Annotated in this window: 22 protein-coding genes; 11 read left to right on the forward strand and 11 right to left on the reverse strand. The window is 61.2% G+C overall.

Going from position 1 to position 22,965, the window contains the following annotated elements; genetic code table 11:
* The first annotated feature begins 7 nt into the window (after positions 1 to 7).
* The gene (locus tag VLL26_RS00955; protein WP_342319279.1) at positions 8 to 4,597 is read left to right on the forward strand and encodes an ATP-dependent helicase; all 4,590 of its coding nucleotides are present in this window, start codon (positions 8 to 10) and stop codon (positions 4,595 to 4,597) included.
* Positions 4,598 to 4,809: 212 nt separating this feature from the next.
* Positions 4,810 to 5,616 (forward strand): DNA-formamidopyrimidine glycosylase family protein, encoded by an 807-nt coding sequence (locus tag VLL26_RS00960; protein WP_342319280.1) that lies wholly within the window; start codon positions 4,810 to 4,812, stop codon positions 5,614 to 5,616.
* Here the strand turns inward: VLL26_RS00960 and VLL26_RS00965 are convergent.
* From VLL26_RS00965 to VLL26_RS00980, 4 genes are read right to left on the reverse strand one after another with little or no spacing between them, the layout of a single operon-like run.
* The gene (locus VLL26_RS00965; RefSeq protein ID WP_342319281.1) at positions 5,564 to 6,199 is read right to left on the reverse strand and encodes a DedA family protein; all 636 of its coding nucleotides are present in this window, start codon (positions 6,197 to 6,199) and stop codon (positions 5,564 to 5,566) included. The genes VLL26_RS00960 and VLL26_RS00965 overlap by 53 nt on opposite strands.
* A 42-nt stretch (positions 6,200 to 6,241) precedes the next feature.
* Positions 6,242 to 7,729: a glutamate-cysteine ligase family protein gene (locus VLL26_RS00970; RefSeq protein WP_342319282.1), complete on the reverse strand. Its 1,488-nt coding sequence runs from the start codon at positions 7,727 to 7,729 to the stop codon at positions 6,242 to 6,244.
* Positions 7,730 to 9,343: a glucose-6-phosphate isomerase gene (pgi, locus tag VLL26_RS00975; protein WP_342319283.1), complete on the reverse strand. Its 1,614-nt coding sequence runs from the start codon at positions 9,341 to 9,343 to the stop codon at positions 7,730 to 7,732.
* Positions 9,344 to 9,360: 17 nt separating this feature from the next.
* Positions 9,361 to 9,654, reverse strand: coding sequence for a chorismate mutase (locus VLL26_RS00980; protein WP_342319284.1), 294 nt, complete (start codon positions 9,652 to 9,654; stop codon positions 9,361 to 9,363).
* A gap of 31 nt (positions 9,655 to 9,685) precedes the next feature.
* Here VLL26_RS00980 and pcrA point away from each other — a divergent pair, with 31 nt between their 5' ends.
* A complete protein-coding gene (pcrA, locus tag VLL26_RS00985; RefSeq protein WP_342319285.1) occupies positions 9,686 to 11,887 on the forward strand; it encodes a DNA helicase PcrA in 2,202 nt (733 codons plus the stop codon).
* On the opposite strand, the gene VLL26_RS00990 is transcribed toward pcrA, so the two are convergent.
* Together VLL26_RS00990 and VLL26_RS00995 are read right to left on the reverse strand one after the other, a co-directional pair.
* Entirely contained in the window at positions 11,884 to 12,564 is a 681-nt protein-coding gene (locus VLL26_RS00990) for a M23 family metallopeptidase (RefSeq protein ID WP_342319286.1), read from the reverse strand. The two genes, pcrA and VLL26_RS00990, sit on opposite strands and share 4 nt — an antisense overlap.
* Positions 12,565 to 12,736: 172 nt before the next feature.
* Positions 12,737 to 13,390 (reverse strand): M23 family metallopeptidase, encoded by a 654-nt coding sequence (locus tag VLL26_RS00995; protein ID WP_342320116.1) that lies wholly within the window; start codon positions 13,388 to 13,390, stop codon positions 12,737 to 12,739.
* A 183-nt stretch (positions 13,391 to 13,573) separates the two neighbouring features.
* Here VLL26_RS00995 and VLL26_RS01000 point away from each other — a divergent pair, with 183 nt between their 5' ends.
* Genes VLL26_RS01000 through VLL26_RS01015 form a run of 4 tightly spaced genes read left to right on the forward strand, consistent with a single transcriptional unit; the run spans position 13,574 to position 17,715 of the window.
* Positions 13,574 to 14,782 carry a DUF6350 family protein gene (locus tag VLL26_RS01000; RefSeq protein ID WP_342319287.1) on the forward strand — a complete coding sequence of 403 codons (1,209 nt, stop codon included), beginning with the start codon at positions 13,574 to 13,576 and terminating at the stop codon, positions 14,780 to 14,782.
* An 11-nt stretch (positions 14,783 to 14,793) separates the two neighbouring features.
* Positions 14,794 to 15,384, forward strand: a complete 591-nt coding sequence (gene purN / locus VLL26_RS01005; protein WP_342319288.1) for a phosphoribosylglycinamide formyltransferase — start codon at positions 14,794 to 14,796, stop codon at positions 15,382 to 15,384.
* Entirely contained in the window at positions 15,381 to 16,907 is a 1,527-nt protein-coding gene (purH, locus tag VLL26_RS01010) for a bifunctional phosphoribosylaminoimidazolecarboxamide formyltransferase/IMP cyclohydrolase (RefSeq protein ID WP_342319289.1), read from the forward strand. The genes purN and purH overlap by 4 nt, the downstream gene beginning before the upstream one ends.
* Before the next feature lie 4 nt (positions 16,908 to 16,911).
* Positions 16,912 to 17,715 carry a hypothetical protein gene (locus VLL26_RS01015; protein ID WP_342319290.1) on the forward strand — a complete coding sequence of 268 codons (804 nt, stop codon included), beginning with the start codon at positions 16,912 to 16,914 and terminating at the stop codon, positions 17,713 to 17,715.
* A gap of 69 nt (positions 17,716 to 17,784) precedes the next feature.
* Here the strand turns inward: VLL26_RS01015 and VLL26_RS01020 are convergent, their stop codons facing one another.
* The 5 genes from VLL26_RS01020 to rpmB all read right to left on the reverse strand — a co-directional run bounded on the left by VLL26_RS01020 (position 17,785) and on the right by rpmB (position 19,515).
* Positions 17,785 to 18,441, reverse strand: coding sequence for a TetR/AcrR family transcriptional regulator (locus VLL26_RS01020; RefSeq protein WP_342319291.1), 657 nt, complete (start codon positions 18,439 to 18,441; stop codon positions 17,785 to 17,787).
* Between the two features lie 99 nt (positions 18,442 to 18,540).
* Complete coding sequence (rpsR, locus tag VLL26_RS01025; RefSeq protein WP_342319292.1) at positions 18,541 to 18,789, reverse strand: 30S ribosomal protein S18; 249 nt, start codon at positions 18,787 to 18,789, stop codon at positions 18,541 to 18,543.
* A 16-nt stretch (positions 18,790 to 18,805) separates the two neighbouring features.
* Complete coding sequence (rpsN, locus tag VLL26_RS01030; protein WP_342319293.1) at positions 18,806 to 19,111, reverse strand: 30S ribosomal protein S14; 306 nt, start codon at positions 19,109 to 19,111, stop codon at positions 18,806 to 18,808.
* 3 nt (positions 19,112 to 19,114) lie between these two features.
* A complete protein-coding gene (rpmG, locus tag VLL26_RS01035) occupies positions 19,115 to 19,279 on the reverse strand; it encodes a 50S ribosomal protein L33 (protein WP_342319294.1) in 165 nt (54 codons plus the stop codon).
* A complete protein-coding gene (gene rpmB / locus VLL26_RS01040; RefSeq protein WP_342319295.1) occupies positions 19,279 to 19,515 on the reverse strand; it encodes a 50S ribosomal protein L28 in 237 nt (78 codons plus the stop codon). Before rpmB ends, rpmG begins: the two co-directional genes overlap by 1 nt.
* Before the next feature lie 199 nt (positions 19,516 to 19,714).
* On the opposite strand from rpmB, the gene VLL26_RS01045 reads away from it, so the two are divergent.
* The 4 genes from VLL26_RS01045 to VLL26_RS01060 all read left to right on the forward strand — a co-directional run bounded on the left by VLL26_RS01045 (position 19,715) and on the right by VLL26_RS01060 (position 22,931).
* Positions 19,715 to 20,884: a DUF418 domain-containing protein gene (locus VLL26_RS01045; RefSeq protein WP_342319296.1), complete on the forward strand. Its 1,170-nt coding sequence runs from the start codon at positions 19,715 to 19,717 to the stop codon at positions 20,882 to 20,884.
* 278 nt (positions 20,885 to 21,162) lie between these two features.
* Complete coding sequence (locus VLL26_RS01050) at positions 21,163 to 21,435, forward strand: type B 50S ribosomal protein L31 (protein ID WP_342319297.1); 273 nt, start codon at positions 21,163 to 21,165, stop codon at positions 21,433 to 21,435.
* Positions 21,436 to 21,463: 28 nt separating this feature from the next.
* Positions 21,464 to 21,637, forward strand: coding sequence for a 50S ribosomal protein L32 (rpmF, locus tag VLL26_RS01055; RefSeq protein WP_342319298.1), 174 nt, complete (start codon positions 21,464 to 21,466; stop codon positions 21,635 to 21,637).
* Positions 21,638 to 21,818: 181 nt separating this feature from the next.
* The gene (locus tag VLL26_RS01060; RefSeq protein ID WP_342319299.1) at positions 21,819 to 22,931 is read left to right on the forward strand and encodes a S1C family serine protease; all 1,113 of its coding nucleotides are present in this window, start codon (positions 21,819 to 21,821) and stop codon (positions 22,929 to 22,931) included.
* The last annotated feature ends 34 nt before the right edge of the window (positions 22,932 to 22,965 follow it).

Consider the following 22,965-nt stretch of genomic DNA (forward strand, 5'->3'; position numbering starts at 1 on the left):
ATCAGCCATGCCCGAGGAGATTTTGGAACGCTTCCACCCCCAGGTGGCTACGTGGTTCCGTGAAGTCTTCGCCGCGCCCACCCGGGTGCAGCGCGAAGCCTGGGAGTCAATCTCTCACGGGGAGAACTCGCTGGTGGTGGCACCCACCGGCGCAGGCAAAACCCTCGCCGCCTTCTTGTGGTCTTTAAACAGCCTGGTCGAGCGTGCCGGTCAGCAGGCTTTGCCGATCGGCGCCTCGCAGACCTCAACCCACGGAGGGGTCCGCGTCCTATACATCTCACCCCTTAAAGCGCTTGGCGTGGACGTGGAGAACAACCTGCGCGCGCCCTTAAGCGGCATTGCCCGCGTCGCCCAGCGCTTAGGCCGCGACATGCCCGACATTTCCGTGGCAGTGCGCTCCGGGGACACGCCGCAGGCAGAACGTAACCGGCAGGTGCGAAAACCCCCGGACATCCTCATCACCACACCGGAATCCCTCTACCTCATGCTCACCTCGAAGGCGGCTGCGATCCTCAAAACCGTCGACACCGTCATCGTTGATGAGATCCACGCATTAGCCGGCACGAAACGCGGCGTACACCTGGCGCTATCTTTGGAGCGCCTCGCACGTCTGGCCGGGGACTTTCAGCGCATCGGTTTGTCGGCGACGGTGCGGCCTTTGAGTGCGGTAGCCAATTTCCTCGGCCCCCGCACCACGATCATTGCCCCGCCCGGCGAGAAGAAGTGGCAGCTAGATGTCATCGTGCCGGTGGAGGACATGAGTGATCTGCCCGTGATGCAGGACGCCTCCACCATCGGCGAGGCGATTATCGACGACCAATTAAACGCGCCCGCCCCCACAAACCATTCGATGTGGCCGCACATTGAACGTGCCGTCTACGAGCAGGTGATGGCGCACCGCTCCACCATTGTCTTTGTCAACTCCAGGCGTTCCGCCGAACGCCTTACCAGTCAGATCAATGAGCTGTGGGCGAAAGAACACGACCCGCAGGCCCTGTCGCACACCGGCCGTCGCCCGCCCGCGCAACTGATGAAGTCCGTTGACACCGCAAGCCACGCCGCTGCCGTGATCGCGCGGGCCCACCACGGCAGCGTCTCCAAAGACGAGCGGTTGACCACTGAAAACCTGCTTAAGGAGGGCAGCCTCAAAGCTGTCGTGGCAACTTCCTCGCTGGAACTGGGCATCGACATGGGCGCAGTTGACCTGGTGCTGCAGGTGGAGTCGCCGCCGTCAGTCGCCTCCGGCCTACAACGGGTGGGCCGCGCCGGGCACACCGTGGGTGCGGTGTCAAAGGGGGCCTTCTACCCAAAGCACCGCTCTGACTTGGTCCAAACAGCGGTGACCGTGCCGAGGATGCGCCAAGGGCTCATCGAGGAGCTGCACACACCGAACTCGCCCTTGGACGTGTTGACCCAGCAAACCATCGCCGCGGTCAGCATGGAGGACCTGGACATCAACGAGTGGTACGACACCGTACGCCGCGCCTGGCCGTACCGCGAATTGAGCCGGGAAGTCTATGACGCGGTCATCGACCTGATCGTCGGTGTGTACCCTTCGACCGACTTCTCTGAGCTGCGGCCCCGCGCAATTGTCCACGGCGACACCTTGCGCGCCCGCCCCGGCGCCCAACGTGTAGCCGTCACCAACGGCGGAACCATCCCGGACCGTGGCATGTTCGGCGTGTTTTTGGTTGGGGGAGAGGACTCCGCTCCGCGCCGAGTCGGAGAGCTCGACGAGGAGATGGTCTACGAGTCCCGCGTCGGCGACGTGTTCACCCTCGGAGCATCAAGCTGGCGCATCGAAAACATTACCCGCGACCAGGTGCAGGTCAGCCCGACGCCCGGGCACACCGGGCGGCTTCCTTTTTGGAGCGGCGACGGGCCGGGAAGGCCCTTCGAGCTGGGTGTGGCGTTGGGGAAGTTTCGTCGTCAAGCGCGCGAGAACCTCGACGCCTCCCTCGACAACTACGCGCGCCGCAACCTGCTGCAATACCTTGAGGAACAGGAAGAAGCCACCGGCATCCTGCCCGACGACACCACGCTTGTGCTCGAACGCTTCACCGACGAGCTGGGGGATTGGCGCGTGGTACTGCACACGCCTTTCGGCAAACCCGTCAATTCCGCGTGGGCGCTGGCTACCGGCTGGCGCATCGCCCAGGAAACGGGAATGGACGCCCAGGCAGTCGCCGGTGATGACGGCATTGTCCTGCGCCTGCCCCAAGGTGAGAAGGAACCTGAAGGTTCACTTTTCAGCTTCAACGCCGATGAAATCGCCGACATTGTTACGCAGCAGGTGGGAAACTCCGCCCTGTTTGCCTCCCGCTTCCGCGAATGTGCCGCCCGTGCTCTGCTTCTGCCGCGCCGCAACCCGGGCAAACGCGCGCCACTGTGGCAACAACGCCAGCGCGCCGAGCAGCTTCTCGACGTCGCCCGCAACTACCCTTCTTTCCCAATCATCCTCGAAACCGTCCGTGAGTGTCTCCAGGACGTCTATGACCTGCCGGCCCTGCAAGAGGTGATGCGGGATCTAGGTACGCGGCGCATCCGCATCGCGGAAGTTACCACGGACCAGCCGAGCCCTTTCGCTTCATCGCTGCTGTTTAACTACACGAGCGCTTTCATGTACGAGGGTGACACCCCGCTGGCGGAAAAGCGCGCCGCAGCTTTAGCGCTCGACCCTTCACTTCTGGCGAAACTGTTGGGCACCGTGGAGCTGCGCGAGCTTTTGGATCCCGACATCATCGCCGAGGTCGACGCCTCTTTGCGCCGTCTTGGGCGCGCGACAACCTCAGAGCAATTCGCCGATACGTTGCGCATGGTCGGCCCGGTGCCGATCGCCAACCTGGAAGATTTCACCGCGGTGCCTTTGTCCGCCCTCGAATCTTCGCTTGGCCCGCGCGTGATGCGCGTGCGCATCGGGGGAGAAGAACACATCGCTCAGGCTCACGATGCCGCTGTGCTGCGAGACGCCCTCGGGGTGCCCGTTCCGCCCGGCATCGCAGCCCAGGTCGCCACAATTCCCGATGCCTTGTCTCAGCTTGTCAGCCGGTGGGTGCGCACCCGAGGCCCCTTCACACTGCGCGATCTTGCCCACGCCTTCGGGCTTGCCATCGGCGCCGCCTACTCCGCCCTGCAGCCGCTTGTCGACGCCACCAAGGTCATCGAAGGACGCTACCGGCAAGGCGTTGATGAGCAGGAGTACGTGGCCGCCGAGGTGTTGCGCATCATCCGAACTCGCTCGCTGGCTGCCGCCCGCGCGCAAACCCGACCTGTCTCCCAATCCGCCTACGGGCGTTTCCTGCCCGCCTGGCTCAACGTCGCCCCCGCCGGGGCCACACCACCATTGCGTGGTGTGGACGGGGTTTTCACCGTCCTGGAACAGCTCGCCGGGGTGCGCCTGCCCGCATCCGCCTGGGAGTCGTGGATTCTTCCCTCGCGTGTTGGTGATTACAACCCCCAGATGCTTGATGAGCTGACCGGCGGCGGGGAGATTCTCATCGTCGGCGCTGGCAAAGCAGGCGCGCGCGACCCTTGGATCATGCTGTTGCCCGCCGACTACGCCGCCCAACTTCTGCCGCAATCACAACAGCCGGTGTACTCGCTTACCCAGGCCCAGATCATGGAGAAGGTGCGCGCCGGCGGCGGGTTCCTCTTTAGCGATTTGCTGAGCCCCAGCACTACCACCGAGGAGTTGCGTGAGAGCCTGTGGGACCTCGTCGAATCCGGGTGTATCTCGCCTGATTCTTTCGCGCCGATCCGCGCTCGCCTCGCCGGGGGTAAAACCGCGCACCGGGCGAAGCGGCGGCCGTCGCGTTCCCGGGTGCGTTCGGGGCGCACTGCCTTTGCGTCGATGACACCGCCGGACATGGTGGGGCGGTGGGCGGCTACACCTGCTGCAGACACTGACGTGACCCGCCGTTTCGTAGCTTTTGGTGAGGCATGGTTGGACCGCTACGGTGTGGTCTCACGCGGAGCGGTGGTTGCTGAGGATGTGGTGGGTGGTTTTGGGCTTGCTTATAAGGTGCTCAGCGGTTTTGAGGAGTCCGGCCAGGCGATGCGCGGCTACTTAATCGAGGGGCTGGGTGCGGCACAGTTTTCCACACCTGCGACCATCGACCGGTTGCGTGGGCAGCAAGATAGCGACGATGTGGTGGGCTGGCCTTCGGGCACCCGCGACCCTCACGTTTACGTCATGGCCGCGACTGATCCCGCCAACCCCTATGGAGCGGGGCTGCCTTGGCCTGCGCAGGGACCGACCCGCAGCGCCGGGGCGATTGTTGTGCTTATCGACGGCCTCCTCGCCGCCCACATCACCCGCGGCGGCAAAACCATGACCACATTTTTCGACTCCTTTCCGGCCGAAGTCAAAGACCCCCTCCACATGGTGGTTTCCGCACTTGACGAGGCTGTGTCCTTGGGTCGGATGCGCCCGCTCAACGTGGAAAAGCTCAACGGTGAGCCTGCGTTCTCGCTGCGCAACTATGGTGCTGCTGTGACTCACAAGGGGGCAAGGATCGGTGCTAAGGCCAAGGCTGCGCCGAAGCGCTACGGGCGCTCAGTAAGTGAAGCCCTGGAGGAATTGAGCTTCAACGACTAACTCGGGAGGTCAGTTCAGTCTTTGGCGGGGGTGTAGGTTTTTCTCAAGCGCCGATTAAAAAACTGCGTCGAGGTTGTTGCTGGCAGGTGGGTTGCGGGTGAGAATCTTTGCTCCGTGGTGATCCCCTTTTGTGGGTTCGCCACCCACCCATGTATAGAACGCATATTTGAACGCGAGGGCCTTGTCTGGGATGGGTGCGCTAAAATCCTGACATGCCCGAAGGCGATAGCGTTTATCAACTGGCCAAGCGCCTGTCATTTATGCAGGGCCGCGAGGTGTGCTCCTGCAGCCTGCGCGTGCCCCGGTATGCGACGGTGAACTTCACCGGCTTGACCTGCGAGAGGGTGTGGCCTTACGGCAAACACCTATTCATGCAGTTCGGAACCGAAATCCTGCACACTCACCTGAAGATGGAAGGGGTGTGGGCCTTCCACCGTGTGGGCAGCAAGTGGCGCAAGCCGGGCCACACAGCGCGGGTGGTGCTGCAACTTGCGGACGCGGAAGGCGACATCGAAATAGTCGGCCATGACTTGGGGTTGGTCGAAGTTTTTCCGGTGCGCGAATATGAGCAGCGCATGGCATATCTCGGCCCCGATATGCTCGCAGAAGAATTCGATCAAGAGGAGGTCGTCCGGAGGATTAAGTTGCAGCCTGAACTGGAAATTGGGCGCGCGCTATTGAATCAACGCAACGCGGCCGGTATCGGCAACGAGTACCGGGCGGAGATCAACTTTTTGGCGGGGACCCATCCGGCGCGGCTGGTCGGGGAGGTGGATGTGGAAAAGCATGTGCGCATCGCGCGAGCATTGATGTGGGCAAATAAAGACTCCCCAGTCCGCGTCACCACAGGGGTGAAGCGGGCCGGGGAGACAAGCTACGTCTTTGGCCGCAACAATAAGCCGTGTCGTCGCTGCCGAACCCTGATCCGCAAGGGCATGCTCGGCGGGGAGGGAGACCTCGAACGCGTTATTTGGTGGTGTCCGGCGTGCCAGCCTTCTCCTTCGTTGCCCGGCGAATGAAGTAAAAGAAGAAACCCAGGATTATCAGAATCAGGATGGCGTAGACAATGTTGGAGTAAGTGTTGATGTAGTCCTCGACGACTTTCCAGTTCTCACCGAGGTAGAAGCCGAGGGTGATGAGGAAGGCGTTCCAGATGGCGGAGCCGAAAGAAGTCCACAGGCCGAAGGTCACCAGGTTCATCCGGTCGAGGCCCGCGGGGATGGAAATAAGGGAGCGGATGCCTGGCACGAGGCGTCCGAAAAAGACCGAAACCTTGCCGTATTTGCTGAAAAATGCCAGGGTTTCGTCCACGTCGGAGGCCTTCACCAGCCACATCCAGTCCGCGATGCGGCGCAGACGCTCGGCACCCAGCCAGGCGCCGAGGCCGTAGAGAACGTAGGCGCCGACGACAGATCCGATCACAGACCAGATGAATACGGACACGAAGTTGAGCGAGCCCTGGGCCACGGTGAACCCCGCTAAGGGCAGCACCACTTCAGACGGAATCGGAGGAAAGAGGTTTTCCAACAAGATGGCGATGCCGACGCCAGGGGCGCCGAGTAGTTCCATCAGTTCTACGACCCAGTCGATGATCGCTTGCATGTAAATCTCCTTGTCGATGTCTCAGCAGCACTCCAGTCTGCCTCACTCGACCTCGGTCGACCAAGTATGAACCGGCGCGCCGCCCGCCTGATTTTTCAGGTACTGGCGCAGAACACGGGCAAGTGCTGCGGCGCGCTCCGGGGTACCGGGGCGGGTGCCGGGGCCGGCCTCCATGAGGGCAGCAAGTTGCCACTGGGCGCCGTTTTGGCGTCGAGAAGCACGGCCCTCGATGATGCCCATGTAATCATCGATGAGGTTGCTATCGACACCGAGTATGCGCAGCCCTTCACGCGCCTGGTCGAGGAGGTGGGAGGTGACTAACCTGGAAACCTCAATGGTGCCTAACGTCGGCCACTGCATGCGTGCAGTCATTCCGTCGCGCGCACCATTGATGAAGTTCTGCTCCGCTTGCTCGAAGGTCAACCGCGACCACACCGGGCGCGTCTGCTCCCCGAGGTATTTCACCATCCCGTAGTAAAACGCGGCATCGGCCATGATGTCTTTAACCGTCGGCCCGGCGGGCAAAAGGCGGTTTTCCACCCGGATGTGCGAAAGTTCACCGCTGGGATCGTAGATCGGGCGGTTCCACCGCCACACCGTGCCATTGTGCAGGTTGAGGTAGTGCAAACCAGGGCTGTCGCCGAGCATGATCGGCTTGCGTGCGCTGATGCGACCTTCGGGGATGAGAGGGGAGAAGTATTTGACGTTTTCCTCAAAAAGGTCGAATACGGAGGTGATCCAGCGCTCCCCAAACCAAACGCGGGGACGCACCCCTTGGTTGATCAGTTCCTTGGTGCGTGTGTCTATGGCTTGTTTAAACACCGGGATGCGCGACTCGTGCCAGAGGCGGTGTCCCATAAACAGCGGGGAATTCGCGCTCAACGCCGCCTGGACGCCCGCAATCGCCTGAGAGGCGTTCCACGCGTGGGGGAAGCGGTCGGGGGCAACCTGGAGGTGAAGCTGCATCGACGTGCAGGTCGATTCAGTGGCGATGTCTTCAAATTGGTGGGAGTAGCTTTCCACCCGCGATAAATCCATGTGAACCAGCTCGCCGCGCGACTCCATGATGGAGTTGTTCAGCCCGTGGTAGCGGTTTTCCTGCGTCATCCAGGCCGGGTCGGAGAGGAATTCGGTGGTCATTGTCGGCAAGGTGCCGATCATCGCCAGGTGCGTGCCCTCCTTCTTGGCGGCTTCATGGACTTTCCGGAGCCGCTCGCTCAACTCTTTTTCTAAGGAGACGAGCCCATCGCCCTCGATGCTTTGGGGAGGCAGGTTTAGCTCGACGTTGTAGGAGCCGATTTCAGACTGGTAGTCGTCCGAAAGGTGGGACAGCACTTGTTTGTTCTTCGGGGCGGGCTGCATGGTGTCGTCGACAAGGTTGAGTTCGAGCTCAAGCCCGATGGTGCCTTTGCTGATGAAGCGGGCGCCCTGCAGATGCCGGTCAAAGACCTCCAGTTCGTCTTCGAGGCGTTTGCGGTAGACCGTGCGTTGCCGCGGGGTGTACGTGTCGGTAGAAATTGAGTCGCCCATTTATCTCTTGCTCCTGTACCAGGCGATCAGCGCGTCGGTGGAACTGTCGCCGGAATTCGGCTCGACCTCGCCGGTCACGGCCGCGAAAAGGTCGTTGGCCTGCTGTTTGCCTAGTTCCACGCCCCATTGGTCGAAAGCGTTTATGCCCCAGATGGCGGCCTGCGTAAACACGATGTGTTCGTAGAGTGCGATGAGAGCGCCGAGGCTAAAAGGTGTGAGCTTGTCGGCGAGGATTGTGGTCGACGGCCGATTGCCGGGCATCACCTTGTGCGGCGCAAGTTGCTTGTCGACGCCCTCCCGTTCCAGCTCGTCAAGGCTTTTGCCGAAAGCCAGCACCTTCGTTTGGGCGAAGAAGTTGCCCATCAGCAGATCATGCATGGGGGCGAAGTCCTCGTGGGGTTCGGCAAAACCGATGAAGTCGGCGGGTACCAGTGTGGTTCCCTGGTGCAGGAGCTGGAAAAAAGCGTGCTGGCCGTTGGTGCCCGGCTCACCCCAGAAGATCTCGCCGGTGTCGTAGTCGACGGCAGTGCCGTCGATGGTCACCGACTTGCCGTTTGACTCCATGGTGAGCTGCTGCAGGTAGGCGGGGAAGCGGGCAAGGTCCTCCGAGTAAGGCAACACCGCGTGGCTTTGCGCCTTGTGGAAGTTGCGGTACCAAATGTTAACCAGTGCCATGAGAACGGGGATGTTTGCGGAGAAATCAGCCTGCGCGAAGTGGGTGTCCATCGCGTGGAAGCCTGCGAGGAAACGCATGAAGTCCATCGGGCCGATCACGGCCATCAGCGACAGGCCAATCGCAGAATCGACGGAGTAGCGCCCGCCGACCCAGTCCCAGAAAGGAAACATGTTCGCGGTGTCGATGCCGAAGGCGGCCACCTTTTCCTCGTTCGTAGACACGGCTACGAAATGCTTGGCCACGGCGTCGGCCCCGAGAGCGCTGATCAGCCACTGCTTTGCGGCGTTGGCGTTGGCGAGCGTTTCTTGCGTGGTGAAAGTCTTCGAGGACACAACAAAGAGGGTTTCTTCGGGGTTGAGGCCGTCAAGGACGGCGCTCAAGTCGGCTGGGTCGACGTTGGAGACGAACTCAGCGGTGATGCCGGCGGTGGCATAAGCGCGCAGGGCGCGGGCGGCCATGGCGGGGCCGAGGTCTGAACCGCCGATGCCGATGTTGACAACCTTCTTAATGGTGTGCCCCGTCGCCCCCAGCCACTCGCCCGAGCGCAGCGCGGCGGTGAAATCGCGCATGCGCCCTAAAACTTCGTGAACGTCGGCGGCGACGTCTTGCCCGTCGACAGTGAGGTCTTTGTCCACCGGCAGGCGTAAGGCGGTGTGCAGCACTGAGCGGGCCTCAGTGGAGTTGATCTTCTCGCCCTGAAACATCGCGTCGATGCGCCCGCGCAGACCAGTTTCTTCGGCGAGATCGACCAGGGCGGAAAGGACCTCGGAGTCGACGAGGTTCTTCGACAGGTCGACGTGGAGGCCGGCTGCGTCGAAGGTGAGGTCCCGGGCGCGAGACGGAGAGGCAGCGAAAAGCTCGCGTAACGTCATGGACTGCTTGTCGGCGAAAAGTTGTGCGAGGTGAGTCCAGGCGGAGGTGTGCTGTGGTGAAGTCATAGCTTCAACGCTAGTGGCTAACCTAGCTTTCCGCGCCCGAGACGCAGCAAAATCGCCGCCAGCGCTGGCCCTTCCTCTCCCAGTTCGTCGCGGAACTGGTTGATGATAGCTACCTCGCGCGTATGCACCAGTTTCGTTCCCCCGGAGCCCATGCGGGTTTTGCCGATCGCCGCGGAAACCTCGGAACGGCGCTTGACCGCGTCAAGAATCACCCGGTCAAGGCGGTCGATTTCCTTGCGGTACTGCTGAATCTCCGCGTCGGAGAGGGGGTCATCTGTTCCCGAGGGCATGCGGACCTCAAAATCGCTCATGTCCGGTGATTATGCCACCATGGAACACATCATGAATTCAGATCTCGTTTTGGGGCTCAACCCGCAACAAGAAGCCGCCGTAAAGCACACCGGCTCGCCGCTGCTGATCGTCGCCGGCGCTGGTTCAGGCAAGACCGCAGTGCTGACTCGGCGCGTGGCGTACCTGATCCAAAACCGGGGTGTTCCACCCTGGCAAATCCTCGCCATCACCTTCACTAACAAAGCTGCCAGCGAAATGCGCGAGCGTGTTTCCCACCTTGTCGGCCCGGAAGCTGAGCGCATGTGGGTGGCTACCTTCCACTCGGTCTGCGTGCGCATCCTTCGCCAGCAGGCGCACCTCGTGCCTGGGCTCAACACCAATTTCACTATCTACGACGCGGACGACTCGCGCCGTTTGCTCACGATGATTGCCAAGGACTTCAACCTTGACCTAAAGAAGTTTTCTGCGCGCACCCTGTCGAACGCGATCTCGAACCATAAAAACGAGCTGGTCGAGCCGCAGGAAGCGCTTGCGGGCGCCACCCGAACACGAAACCCCTTCGACACCACTGTCGCCCAGGTCTACGGCGAATACCAGCGTCGCTTACGTCAATCGAATGCGTTGGACTTCGACGACTTGATCGGTGAGGTCGTGCGAGTTTTCAAGGAGCACCCCCAGATCACCGATTACTACCGTCGTCGCTTCCGTCATGTGTTGGTCGACGAGTATCAAGACACCAACCACGCCCAGTACGTGCTCGTGCGCACCCTGGTAGGTGACGGGGCCGACGCCCCGGAGCTTGCGGTGGTGGGTGATTCTGACCAGTCCATCTACGCTTTCCGTGGCGCCACTATCCGCAACATCGAGGAATTTGAGCGCGATTACCCGGAGGCCACCACGATCATGCTGGAGCAAAACTACCGCTCCACGCAGACCATCTTGAGCGCGGCGAACGCGGTGATTTCCCAAAACGAAGGACGGCGACCGAAGAACCTGTGGACTGACCTCGGCGCGGGGGACAAGATTGTCGGCTATGTCGCGGACAACGAACATGACGAGGCCCGCTTCATTGCCTCGGAGATTGACGCTCTCGGGGTTGACTACTCCGATATTGCGGTGATGTACCGGACCAACAACGCCTCTCGCGCCCTGGAGGAGGTTTTTATCCGTTCCGGCATCCCATACAAGGTGGTGGGTGGGACGCGCTTTTATGAGCGTCGGGAAGTGCGCGACGTGGTGGCCTACCTCAAAGCTGTGCTTAACCCCGATGACACGGTGGCGCTGCGGCGCATTGTCAACGTGCCGAGGCGCGCGATCGGGGACAAGGCTCAGGCGATGGTGGCGTTGCATGCAGAAAACCATGGCATCAGTTTCGGCGCGGCCCTGGAGGCGGCAGCGCGTGGAGAGGTCACCGGGGTGGCCCCGCGGGCACGCAATTCCATCGCGAAGTTCGTCGAGATGATGGAGACGCTGCGCAGCCACGACGGGGATTTGGGGGAGTTGATTGCCGGCGTGCTAGATCTCACCGGCTACCGCGCGGAGCTGGAAGCGTCTAAGGACCCGCAGGATGGGGCGCGCCTGGATAACCTCAACGAACTTGTCTCGGTGGCCCGCGAGTTCAGCTCCGAGGCGCAGCTTACTATGGACGAAAGGGATGAAGGCGAGCCGGATCCCGGCGGCCTTGAAGCTTTTTTGGAAAAGGTTTCTTTGGTCGCGGACGCGGACCAGCTACCGGACAATGAACTCGGTGTGGTCACCCTGATGACCTTGCACACCGCGAAGGGGTTGGAGTTTCCCTACGTGTTTGTTACCGGTTGGGAGGATGGGCAGTTTCCGCATTTGCGTGCGTTGGGTGACCCGGAGGAGCTGGCGGAGGAGCGCCGCCTGGCGTATGTCGGCATCACCCGCGCGAAAAAGAGGCTTTACCTTACGCGGGCGTCCCTGCGTTCATCGTGGGGCAGCCCGGTGACCAACCCGGCCAGCCGCTTTTTAAACGAGGTGCCTGATGAGCTGATCGACTGGCGTCGTGGTGAGCAGACGTCCTCGTGGACTAGCCCGCGCCGCGCGGCGCGGAAGGTGAACAAGAATCTGCACCTGCGGGCGGGTGATCGGGTCGAACACGCAAAATACGGGCTCGGTACCGTTTTGACCGTGGAGGGCTCGGGGGTGCGCGAGACTGCGACGATCGATTTCGGCTCCTCGGGCACGGTGCGCCTCATGCTTATCGGCGGCCTGCCCATGGAAAAGCTCTAGATGTTGATGCCCTGCTGCCGCAGCCACTGCTGCGGGTCGACCGGGGTGACTCCATCCGGTTTAATCTCGAAGTGGAGGTGGGGGCCGGTGGAGTGGCCCTCGCTGCCCATCTCGGCGATTTGATCGCCGGCAGTGACACGCTGGCCCACGGAGACGCTGTAGGTGCGCATGTGTCCGTAGACAGTCTCCTCGCCGTTGTCGTGTTTGATAACGACCCAGTTGCCGAAGCCGCGGGCTGGGCCAACGGTGGTCACTGTGCCGTCCATGGCGGCGTAGATCGGCGTGCCCATCTGGTTGGCAATGTCTACGCCTTGGTGCATCGCGCCCCAGCGCATACCGAAGCCGGAGCTGACGCGCCCGGAGGCAGGGAGGACGACGGTGCGCCCATCGGCGGTCTGGCCGCGCTGTGGGGGAACGAAGTTGCCTGGTGGGGGAGAACTTACTCCATGTTCCTGGTCGAGGATGCGGGGGTCGAAGGCCACGGTGTAGTCGCCTGCCTTGAGGGTGGCGCCTTTGACGCTGATGTTCGCTGCGGCCTTCATCAGTGACTCGATGGTCTGCACGTCAGCGGTGATCGGTTGGCCGCCGAAGGTGACGGTGAGGGCGGTTGCCGGGACAGCAACGCAGCCGAGTGTGACGGCCGCTGCCGCAGCAATGGTAATGAGGGGGTGCTTCATTGGTGTGTGAGCCTTTTCATGTCAGTGGCCGTTTATCCCGTTAAAACCTATGCCAGATACTTGTGTTACGCAAGTGAAAAATGTGACAAAGTGGAAATTGGTTGAAAAGGGGAGCGGAAAAAGAAAAACTCCCCACCCGCTGCGGTGAGGAGAAAAGGCCTTATTTGGAGCTTTAGAGCGTGATGCCACGGGCCGCGAGCCACGGCACAGGGTCGACCGGGGTGGTGCCATCCGGGTGGATCTCAAAGTGCAGATGGGAGCCAGTGGAAAACCCCTCATTGCCCATGCTGGCGATCTGATCGCCCGCCTTGACCTGCTGGCCCACAGACACCCCAACGGCGGACATGTGGCCGTAGACCGACACTGCGCCGTCAGGGTGCTTAATGCGAACCCAGTTGCCGAATCCCTGGGCGGGGCCGGCGTCAATGACCACTCCATCTCCGACGGCGCGGATCGGGGTGCCAATGGCGTTGGCGATGTCGACACCGTTGTGCATCGCGCCCCAGCGGGCGCCGAAGCCGGAGGTGAACACGCCCTCGGCGGGTTTGATGTTGAGCGGGCCGCGGGCGGCCTCGTCGAGCTTGGCCAGCACATCAGAGTGCTCGACTGCCTTGTTGAGCTGCTCGGCCAAGTTTTCGATCGGCTTGTACTCAGAGATGGCAAGAATCTGAGGGGTCGCCTCTGCCCTGACTGCCTCTAAGACGCTGGTGTCGGAGGCGAGCTCGTAATTCACTGTCGGCTCGGAGGACTTGGCTGCCGCAGCGCCAGAGACTCCCGCGGTGGAGACTGCGCCGGTGGCAACCGCGACGACTGCGACGCGCCCCATATTGGGGGACTGCTTGCGGTGCTTGCCGCCCTTGCGCGCCGTGGAAGTGAATACGCTCAATTTAAGCCTCTTTACGCAGTGGGATTGTAACCGGACCGTTATCTACGAAGCGTAACTGTAACGAATCGGTTTCGTAGAGGCAAGCCAAACCCAAAACTTTCTTTGTGGCAGAGTTAAGTAACAATGAGCAGCAACTCTAATCACCGGCCCCCAAAGACCTCGAAGACCCGTCCCGTCCGAGGTCGCGTAAGTGCGACGGCTCGACGCAAAGAGGAGCCGCGCACCCCCGAAACATGGGGTCAGCGAATCCGGCATTACCTGCCGGTCGCGGGCGTGCCGCACGCTATTATCGCTCTGTTAGTGGTTCTGGTGTGTTTAGCCACCATCCTTCTGACCGGCTCTCGGATGAGCTACCTTCCCGGCACTATCGGCGTTTCGTGGCTTATCCTCTCGGGCGTCCCGGCGCGCTTTGACGGCATCACCATCGGCATCGTTCCGCTTCTTCTGCCGGTGGCAGTTGTGCTGTTGATCGCCGCCCGCGTCCGGGCAGCTACAAAAAAGCGTGTCAGTGTCGCCGACCTCGTTACTATCGGGGGCCTTCTCGCCGGTTTTTCCCTTGTCGGCTCCGGCGTGGCCTTGTTCATGGTGGCGGACGCGGCGACCGTCTTCGCTCTCGGCGTGCCTCCGGTTGCGGCAGTGTTTCTCATGCCCCTGCTCATGTCTTTTCTGGGCATGGTGTTGGGGATGGGGCCGACTCTGTGGCGTGCTGTGGCGCGCCGCTACGGGGTTGCGGAGTTTGTCGTCGATGATGCTGTTGTCGCTTTGCGGGCGGTGGTTTTCGCGCTTGGGGGCGCCACTGTGGTCTACGCCGGGCTGCTGATCGCGTCGGTTGAGCGGTTGAGGGAGCTTTTAGCTGAGTTTCCGGTGCTTTCGACGCCCGGGCTCATCAATCTTTTGCTTTTGTCTCTCGCGTACGTCCCGAATGCGGCCGTCGAAATGCTTGGGCTGATGTTGGGTGGCGCCATGGGCATGGCGGGAGGGTCTGTTTCTTTGTTCGTCATCGACGCCGTTGCGGTGCCACCGCTTCCGTTGTTGGCGGCGCTGCCGGGTCAGGTTGCCGCGTGGGCCCCAGTGTTGATGATTGTGCCGGCTGTCATTTTCGCTTATGTGCTGCGTCACACGCCTTCGCTTATCGACGCCACCGTGACCGCAGCCTGGACAGCGCTGGCGTGTTTGGTCTTGTCCTTTTGCGCTGGAGGGGCAGTGGGAGCCTACGGCTATGTCGGGGTCAACCCGCTGATCTACGCGGGTCTTGCGTTCGTCTGGGCGCTTCTCGTCGGGGTGCTGGCTCATCTCGTGGCTCGTCTGCGCTCCCCGAAGTCTGAGAGCTAAGATTGGACAACGTGACTGAGAGCTCCGCCGTATCCGTTGTCGTGCTCGTCTCCGGGTCGGGGACGCTGCTCCAAGCTATCCTGGACAATCAGGGGGAGGACTACCGTGTCAACTTGGTTGTAGCAGACCAGGACTGCCCGGCGCTGGCGCGGGCGGAATCTGCAGGGGTAGACACGAAGGTCGTCTCTTTGGGGGAGGACCGCAGCACGTGGAACATCAGGATGCGGGAGACGGTTGCCGCGGCCGCGCCGGATGTGGTTGTCTCGGCTGGCTTTATGAAGATTCTGGGGCGGGAGTTCCTCGACCGCTTCGAGGGCAAACTTATCAACACCCACCCAGCGCTTCTCCCGGCCTTTCCGGGGGCGCACGCGGTGCGCGACGCTCTCGCCTACGGAGTCAAAGTCACCGGCACCACTGTGCACTTTATTGATGAGGGTGTCGACACCGGCAAAATCATTGCGCAAAAGGCAGTCACGGTCCTCGACGGGGAATCCGAAGATGAACTCCACGAACGGATCAAACAACAAGAGCGGGCGCTGATCGTCGATGTTTTGCGCCGCACACACACCAACGAAGAAAACGGAAAGGTCACGTTCCCATGACGGATAACCGCACCCCGATCAGGCGCGCCCTCATCAGCGTCTACGATAAAACTGAGCTGGAAGAAATCGCCGCCGCCCTCGGCAAAGCCGGGGTGGAAATCATCTCCACAGGCTCTACGGCCAAGCGCATCGCCGACGCTGGTGTCGCAGTGACCGAGGTGGCGCAGCTGACCGGTTTCCCAGAGGTACTTGAGGGTCGCGTGAAGACCCTCCACCCGCGTGTCCACGCTGGTATCCTCGCTGATCTGCGCAAAGACGACCATGTGCAGCAGCTCAAAGATCTCGAAATTGAGCCTTTCCAGCTTGTCGTAGCCAACCTGTACCCCTTCGAGGAGACGGTGAAGTCCGGCGCCAGCTTCGACGAGTGTGTCGAACAGATCGACATCGGGGGGCCTTCCATGGTGCGCGCCGCAGCGAAAAACCACCCGTCGGTTGCCGTCGTGACCTCCCCCAACCAGTACGGCGACCTCATCGAGGCCCTCGACAAGGGCGGCTTTACGGAAGGTGAGCGTCGTTCGCTGGCCGCTGCCGCCTTTGCCCACACCGCGAGCTACGACGCGGAAGTCGCCGACTGGATGGAAAGCCAGCTTGGAGGCAAGGCCTCCGTCGAACTGCGCTACGGCGAGAACCCGCACCAGTCTGCCTGCCTCGCCAGCGAGGGCTGGGGGCTTGCAAACGCCACCCAACACGGCGGCAAAGAAATGAGCTACAACAACTACCAAGACGCTGATGCCGCTTGGCGCGCCGCCTGGGACCACGAGCGCCCGTGCGTGGCCATCATCAAGCACGCCAACCCCTGCGGCGTGGCAGTATCCGACGAATCCATCGCGCAGGCCCATCAAAAAGCCCACGCGTGCGACCCCGTCTCCGCCTACGGTGGGGTCATCGCGGCGAACCGCGAAGTCACACTCGAAATGGCTCAACAGGTCAAGCCCATTTTCACTGAGGTCATTGTTGCCCCGTCGTACGCTCCGGATGCGCTTAAGGTGTTGCAGGAGAAGCCGAACCTGCGCATCCTCGAAGTGGAGCCGCGGCAGATCGACCTGGAGTTTCGCCCCATTTTCGGTGGTATGCTCATTCAAGACCGCGACGCCTACCAGGCAGAGGGCGACGACCCGCAGAACTGGAAATTGGTGGCGGGTGAGGCGGCCTCCGAAGAAATGCTCGCGGAGCTTGAGTTCGCCTGGCGTGCCGTGCGTTGCGTGAAGTCCAACGCCATCCTCATTGCGTCTGACAACGCCTCGGTGGGAATCGGCATGGGACAGGTCAACCGCGTTGACTCGGCGAAGCTGGCGGTGGAGCGTGCCAACACCCTCGATGAGGGGCGCAACCGCACCAATGGGGCAGTGGCCGCCTCGGATGCCTTCTTCCCCTTCGCTGACGGCTTCCAGGTGCTTAGCGACGCCGGAGTGCGCGCGGTCGTCCAGCCGGGCGGTTCGATTCGTGACGAGGAAGTCATCGCCGCCGCCAAGGAAGCTGGCGTGACCATGTACCTGACCGGAACGCGCCACTTCAGCCACTAAACCAGTGCGAAAGATCCTCAGTGTTCTCGCGGTGCTGCTGCTCACCGCCTGCGCGGCTGCACCCGAAGATGAACCACCTGCGCGCCCGCCGGTGGTGGCCACATCGGTCTGGGACGAGGCGACTATAGCAAGCCTCCACGACCTCGTCGCTTCGCTGGAAGAAAACCACGGCGGCGTGGTGGGAATTGCCGTCGCCGGCCCCGACGCGGTGAGGGTGTGGGGCAGCAACGAGGCCCAATTTGCCTGGTCCACCATCAAAGTGCCCATCGCTGTAGCGGCTTTCGAAGAAAACGCCGACCTTGCGAACATGCTCGCGCCGGCAGCTATGACCTATTCCGACAATGATGCGGCGTGGCAATTGTGGTCTGGCTTGAGTGAAGGCGCTGTGGATAACGTGTTCAAAAAAGCCGGTGTCGCAATGAAAACGAAAGTCCGTGAACCGCTGGGCGAGGTGGAATTAACCCCCAGCCAAGAGGCGGCCCTCGCCTCCCGCTTGCCGTGCATGGATAACGCGCAGCCCGTCTTGAAGTTGATGGCTAAAGTCGTCGATGAGCAGTCTTACGGCCTGGGCCGCATCGATGAAGCGAAGTTCAAAGGTGGGTGGGGCGACGACGAAGATGGCAACTACCTCGTGCGCCAAATGGGGCTCATCCCGCACCCCACAGGCGGCGAGATTGCTGTCTCCCTCATCGTGCAGCCTGACTCCGGCAGCTACGAAGAAGCGCAGGAAATGGCCGATGAGATCGCGGAAACGTTGGAGGAGTTGAGCGCGAACCTGCCCAAGGTCGTGTGCGGTTATCGTCGATAAGCACTAAGCTTCATACCCTTCGCGGCGCCGCCAACCTCAGCCGTTTCTGGGTAGTCAGACCTCACCGACCTACTTCTCCCGCGAAACCAGACTGAGCGTGCGCATACCGCGGTTAGCGGGCAACTCGGCGTGCAACACGTCAAGTACTGCATCGGCGATCATGACGGAAGGGGCGGGCAAGGCGTCGTCGACAAGCGGATAAGGTGCGCTACCGGTATTGTCGCGCATCTCTACTGCCGACAAAGTCATGTGAAAAGGCAACTCGATACGCGGATCGTCATCACCCACAATGCGCGCCGCCAAGGTGCGGAAAATGCCCTCAAGCTCCGTGCGCGCCGCGTGGTAGTCCTTGAATTCCTCAGACAGAGCCGTCGGTAGCTGGTAAAGCCGACCGATGTTCCACCCAGAAGACAGCAAAATCCGTGTCTCCGCCGCCACAAGCGCCCACAACTTCAGCGACGGCGACTCATCGGAATCCGCGAGCTCGGAAGCGAGATCCAAGGCTGGCTGCACCGTCTCCATCAACAAGGTAAGGAAAATATCCGCCTTCGAAGGGAAGTGGTAGTACAGCGACGCCTGACGGATCCCAACAGCCTCCGCGATCTGGTGCGTAGAGGTCGTGGCGAAACCCTGGGTGGTGAAGAGTTCAGAGGAGGCATCGAGAATTTCCTCGCGGGCAGTTCTCCCCACGCGACGGGGGCTGTTCTTGCGCGGTCGGCCAGCCATTCCTCATCCTTTCTTAGGTTCTTACACAAAAATACACCCGCCTCGATTGCTCGGGGCGGGTGCGTCGGAAGACTCTACGCTGTTATCGTCAACCGGCTTCTAGCGGCTGGTGAACGGCAAAAGAGCCATTTCGCGGGCATTCTTGACCGCGGTGGCGACCTGACGCTGCTGCTGCGGCGTCAAACCGGTAACGCGACGGGAACGGATCTTGTGGCGATCAGAGATGAAAAGACGCAAAGTCTCAATGTCTTTGTAATCGACCTGCTCGATCCCTTTGGCCTTCAGCGGGTTCTTCTTCGGGCGGCGGGACTGCTCCATGCGCGCCTTACGGTGATTGTTACGCTTCATAGTTTCAGGCTCCTCCTTACCACGAAGACTTACGAACGCCCGGCAGCTCACCACGGTGAGCCATCTCGCGCATACGGACACGGGACAGACCGAACTTGCGGAGGTAGCCGCGGGGGCGACCATCATGTGCATCGCGGTTGCGCACGCGAGCCGGGGAGGCATCGCGCGGCTGGCGGTTCAGTTCGAACTGGGCCTCGAGACGGTCCTCGTCGGACGTCTCGGGGTTGCGGATGATTGCCTTGAGCTCAGCGCGACGCTCCGCGTAGCGAGCGACGATCTCCTTGCGCTTCTCGTTCTTGGCGATCTTTGACTTCTTAGCCATAAATTATCGCTCCTCGCGGAATTCGACGTGCTTGCGGACAACCGGGTCGTACTTCTTCATGGAAAGACGATCCGGGTTGTTGCGCTTGTTCTTACGGGTTACGTAGGTGTAACCAGTGCCCGCAGTGCTTTTCAGCTTGATGATCGGGCGGATATCGTTACGTGCCATTAGATCTTCTCACCTCGTGCGCGGATAGCAGCGACAACGGACTCGATGCCGTCGCGGTCGATGATCTTGAGGCCCTTGGTGGAAACCCTCAGGGTAATGGTGCGACCCTCGGAGGGCAGGTAAAACCGGCGCTTCTGCACGTTGGGGTTCCAACGGCGCGAGTGGCGGCGGTGCGAGTGCGAGACGGTTTTGCCAAACTGCGGCTTACGTCCCGTGACCTGGCAATGTGCCGACATGGGTTAGCTTCTTTCTCTTCTGCCGCCCACGCTTCAGATTGCCGGTGAAAGGTGGCACCGCGCCCGGCATGTGAGGGGGCCGGGGGTGCCGAAAGCAATCGGTTGACGCAGGCGTATACGTGTACTTCGACAACAGCGAGAGTAAACACTACAGGGTTAGCAGCCGATTTCCTAATCTGGGTCCAGTAGAGTTCCTGTAGTGAAAACCTCAGCTCCTGCAAGCACGCGCATCGTCGCGCTCGACGTTGCCCGAGGCATAGCCATCTTAGGAACCTTAGCCACCAATATTTGGATCTACGCGGGGTCGTCTTCGGCTATGAAAGAGTTGTTCGGCTCCAGTGAATACACCCTGGCGCGCAGCATTTCTGCGGGAGAAGAAGGGGCGATTGTCGACGCCGCCCTTCACCTCGTCACCGACGGGAAGTTCCTCGGCTTGCTCACCATCATGTTTGGCATCGGAATGGAAATCCAGCGACAGTCGGCGCTGCGCAAGGGGAAAAGGTGGCCCGGAGCATACTACTGGCGCGCGGCCTTGCTGGCGGTCGAGGGGTTACTCAACTACATCTTCGTTTTCGAGTTCGACGTCTTGCTGGGGTACGGACTTACCGCACTCGCCGTAGCGCCCATCCTCGCGCGGAGTGAAAAGGTGCAAAAAGTTCTCATGTGGGTCGCACTGCTGGGACACATCGCGATTATCGGACTTCTGGACGTCGCGGTTGCCTACGCCATGAAAACTGCCACCGAGGAGGAACGAGCGGAAATGGCGGGGACACTTCAGTTCTACGACTCCACCTCCAGCTACACCGACATGGTTTACACCCGCGTGACCAACTTTGCGCAAGGCCGCGTAGAAATCCCGATCCTCTTCACGATGGGACTGGCCATGTTCCTCATTGGTGCCCGGCTGTACCGCGCCGGGCTGTTTGAAGCCCGCCGCACACTGCTGCGGCGCCGAGTCCTTTTCGTCGGGCTTGCCATCGGCTTGCCGCTGGACTGGGGGCTTCGCTTCTTTGCCACCTCAGCCACAGGGATGACGACGCGCTACGTTACCTCCGCATTGGTCGCCTTCGGTGTGCTCGCGCTGATTGCGGAGTATTACGTCCGGCGCGACAACCAACTCGGGACGGTAGGTGCTGCTTTGACTGCGGTGGGAAGGATGGCGCTGACGTGCTATATCCTGCAAAACCTCATCGCGTCTGTGCTGTTTTACGATTTTGGGCTGGGCTTAGCGCGCCGCATTGACGGCAGGCTCGGGGTGATCGCCGTGTACTTGTTGATCTGCGCAGTGATGATCGCATTGAGCGCAATGTGGCTGCGGCGCTTCCAGCGCGGACCCATCGAAGCAGTTATGCACCGTCTATACGTATGAAAAGGCGGGCGGAGGGCAACAGGAGAAATGGGGTGCGGGTGGTCTCCGCCAAGCGCTAGCTTTGCAGCGCAACGGTTTTCAGGTGTGCGCACAAGCGGACCGAAAGTCAGCCTGAAATGGTGGAATTAGGAAAAGGCGGTGCCAGCGGGTATTATCTTGCAGGTTGTTCAGCTCAGGCTGATCACCTGACGTAACTTTCGCACCCAACTCAGGCACGGTCTTTGTCAAAAAAAAGGGAACCGACCTGAAGTTCAATCCTGAGGGAGACGAATCAACCTATGAAAAATGATATTCACCCGGATTACCACCCGGTGATCATCCAGGACGGTAACACTGGACACAAGTTCCTGACCCGTTCCACCATGACCTCCGACCGCAAGGACACCTGGGAAGACGGCAACGAGTACCCGCTTATCGTCGTCGATGTGACCTCCGAGTCGCACCCGTTTTGGACCGGCGCACAGCGTCTCATGGACACCGCAGGCCGCGTTGAGAAGTTCAACAAGCGCTTTGGTGGCATGGCTCGCCGCAAGAAGAAGTCCGCAAACTAACTACAGGTCGAAGGAGGAGAACTAGACTATGGCAACCCCCAAGTTCCGCAAGTCCCGCGCAAACACGCGCTCGCGCCGTTCGCAGTGGAAGGCCGACAACGCCGAGCTGCAGACCGTCAAGATTGACGGCCAGGAAGTGCGCATCCCGCGCCGCCTGATCAAGGCAGCCCAGGCGGGCCTGATCGACGTCGAGCAGTTCTAAACACAACTGCTTATTACCGGGCACCTCGAAAGAGGTGCCCGGTTTTTCGTGCTTGACGGCGAGTTTGTACCGCCCCAGCCGAACCCGGTGCGACTCTCACAGCTAGTGCCCAGCTAATGTTGCGCTAAGGTTTTCCCGTATTCAAGTACGCCTTCAGCACGAGAGAGCACAATTACCCGCCATGACCACCGAATACGACGTTGCGCAACCGAAGCGCCCCAGTTCGGCCCCAGTTCTCGCTGTAGCGCTGGTTACCGCCCTGGCGGCCGGCGGCGGTGCCGGTTACCTGGCGGGAAGTGCCGCGAACCCGCCGCAGCAAGTTTCCGCCCTTGAGCAGCCCAATGAAAACAAAACGGAAGCGCTCCCGGTGGGAGAGGGTTCCGTGGAAGCTGTCGCTGACCAGGTCCTGCCTGCTGTCGTCTCCATCGGTGTCGAGTCTTTGAGGGGCATGTCGGAGGGCTCCGGCTCTATCATTTCCTCGGACGGCTACGTGCTGACCAACCACCACGTCATCGCCGATGCGGCCGCGGGAGGGGCAAAGATTGACGTCACGCTCAACGACGGCACCCGCCATGCGGCCCGGTTTATCGCCTCCGACGTCAACACCGATGTCGGAGTGCTCAAAATTGAGGGAGTAGAAGGTCTGCCGGTGATCTCCTTCGGTGATTCCGATCAGTTGAAGGTGGGTCAAGACGTTGTGGCAGTCGGCTCCCCGCTGGGGCTTTCGGCGACAGTGACCAGCGGTATCGTTTCTGCTTTGAACCGCCCTGTGAGAGCGTCTCAGGGCGGCAGCGATAGTTCCCTGATGGACGGCATCCAAACCGATGCCGCCATCAACCCTGGCAACTCCGGCGGCCCCCTGGTGGACATGAACGGAAACTTGATCGGCATGAACTCCGTGATCGCCTCCCTGTCGCCGGGCAGGGGCGGGGCAGAAGGCGCCGCCGGTTCGATCGGTCTGGGCTTTGCTATTCCCTCGAATTTTGCGAAACGAGTCGCACAGCAGTTAATTGACTCAGGTAAAGCTACTCAGCCCATGCTTGGTGTTCAGGTAGATATCCGCTCCGGTGGGGGAGCTCTCGTCGTAGCGGTGGAGCCAGGCAGCCCGGGCGAGCAGGCGGGGCTGCGGCCGGGAGACGTAATTACGCAGTTAAATGAACGTCGCATCGATTCGGCGGACGCGCTGATCGCCGCGACCCGCTCCCGCGACTTCGGGGAGCAGGTGACGCTTATGGTCCGCTCCGGCGAAGGTGAAGACGCCAGACCGGTAGATGTAACGCTTAGTTCCGAGTAAATTCATATCGGAAACGCGCGCACTTTATACAAGG

Source organism: Corynebacterium sp. BD556 (genome assembly GCF_038452275.1).
Lineage (GTDB): Bacteria > Actinomycetota > Actinomycetes > Mycobacteriales > Mycobacteriaceae > Corynebacterium > Corynebacterium mayonis.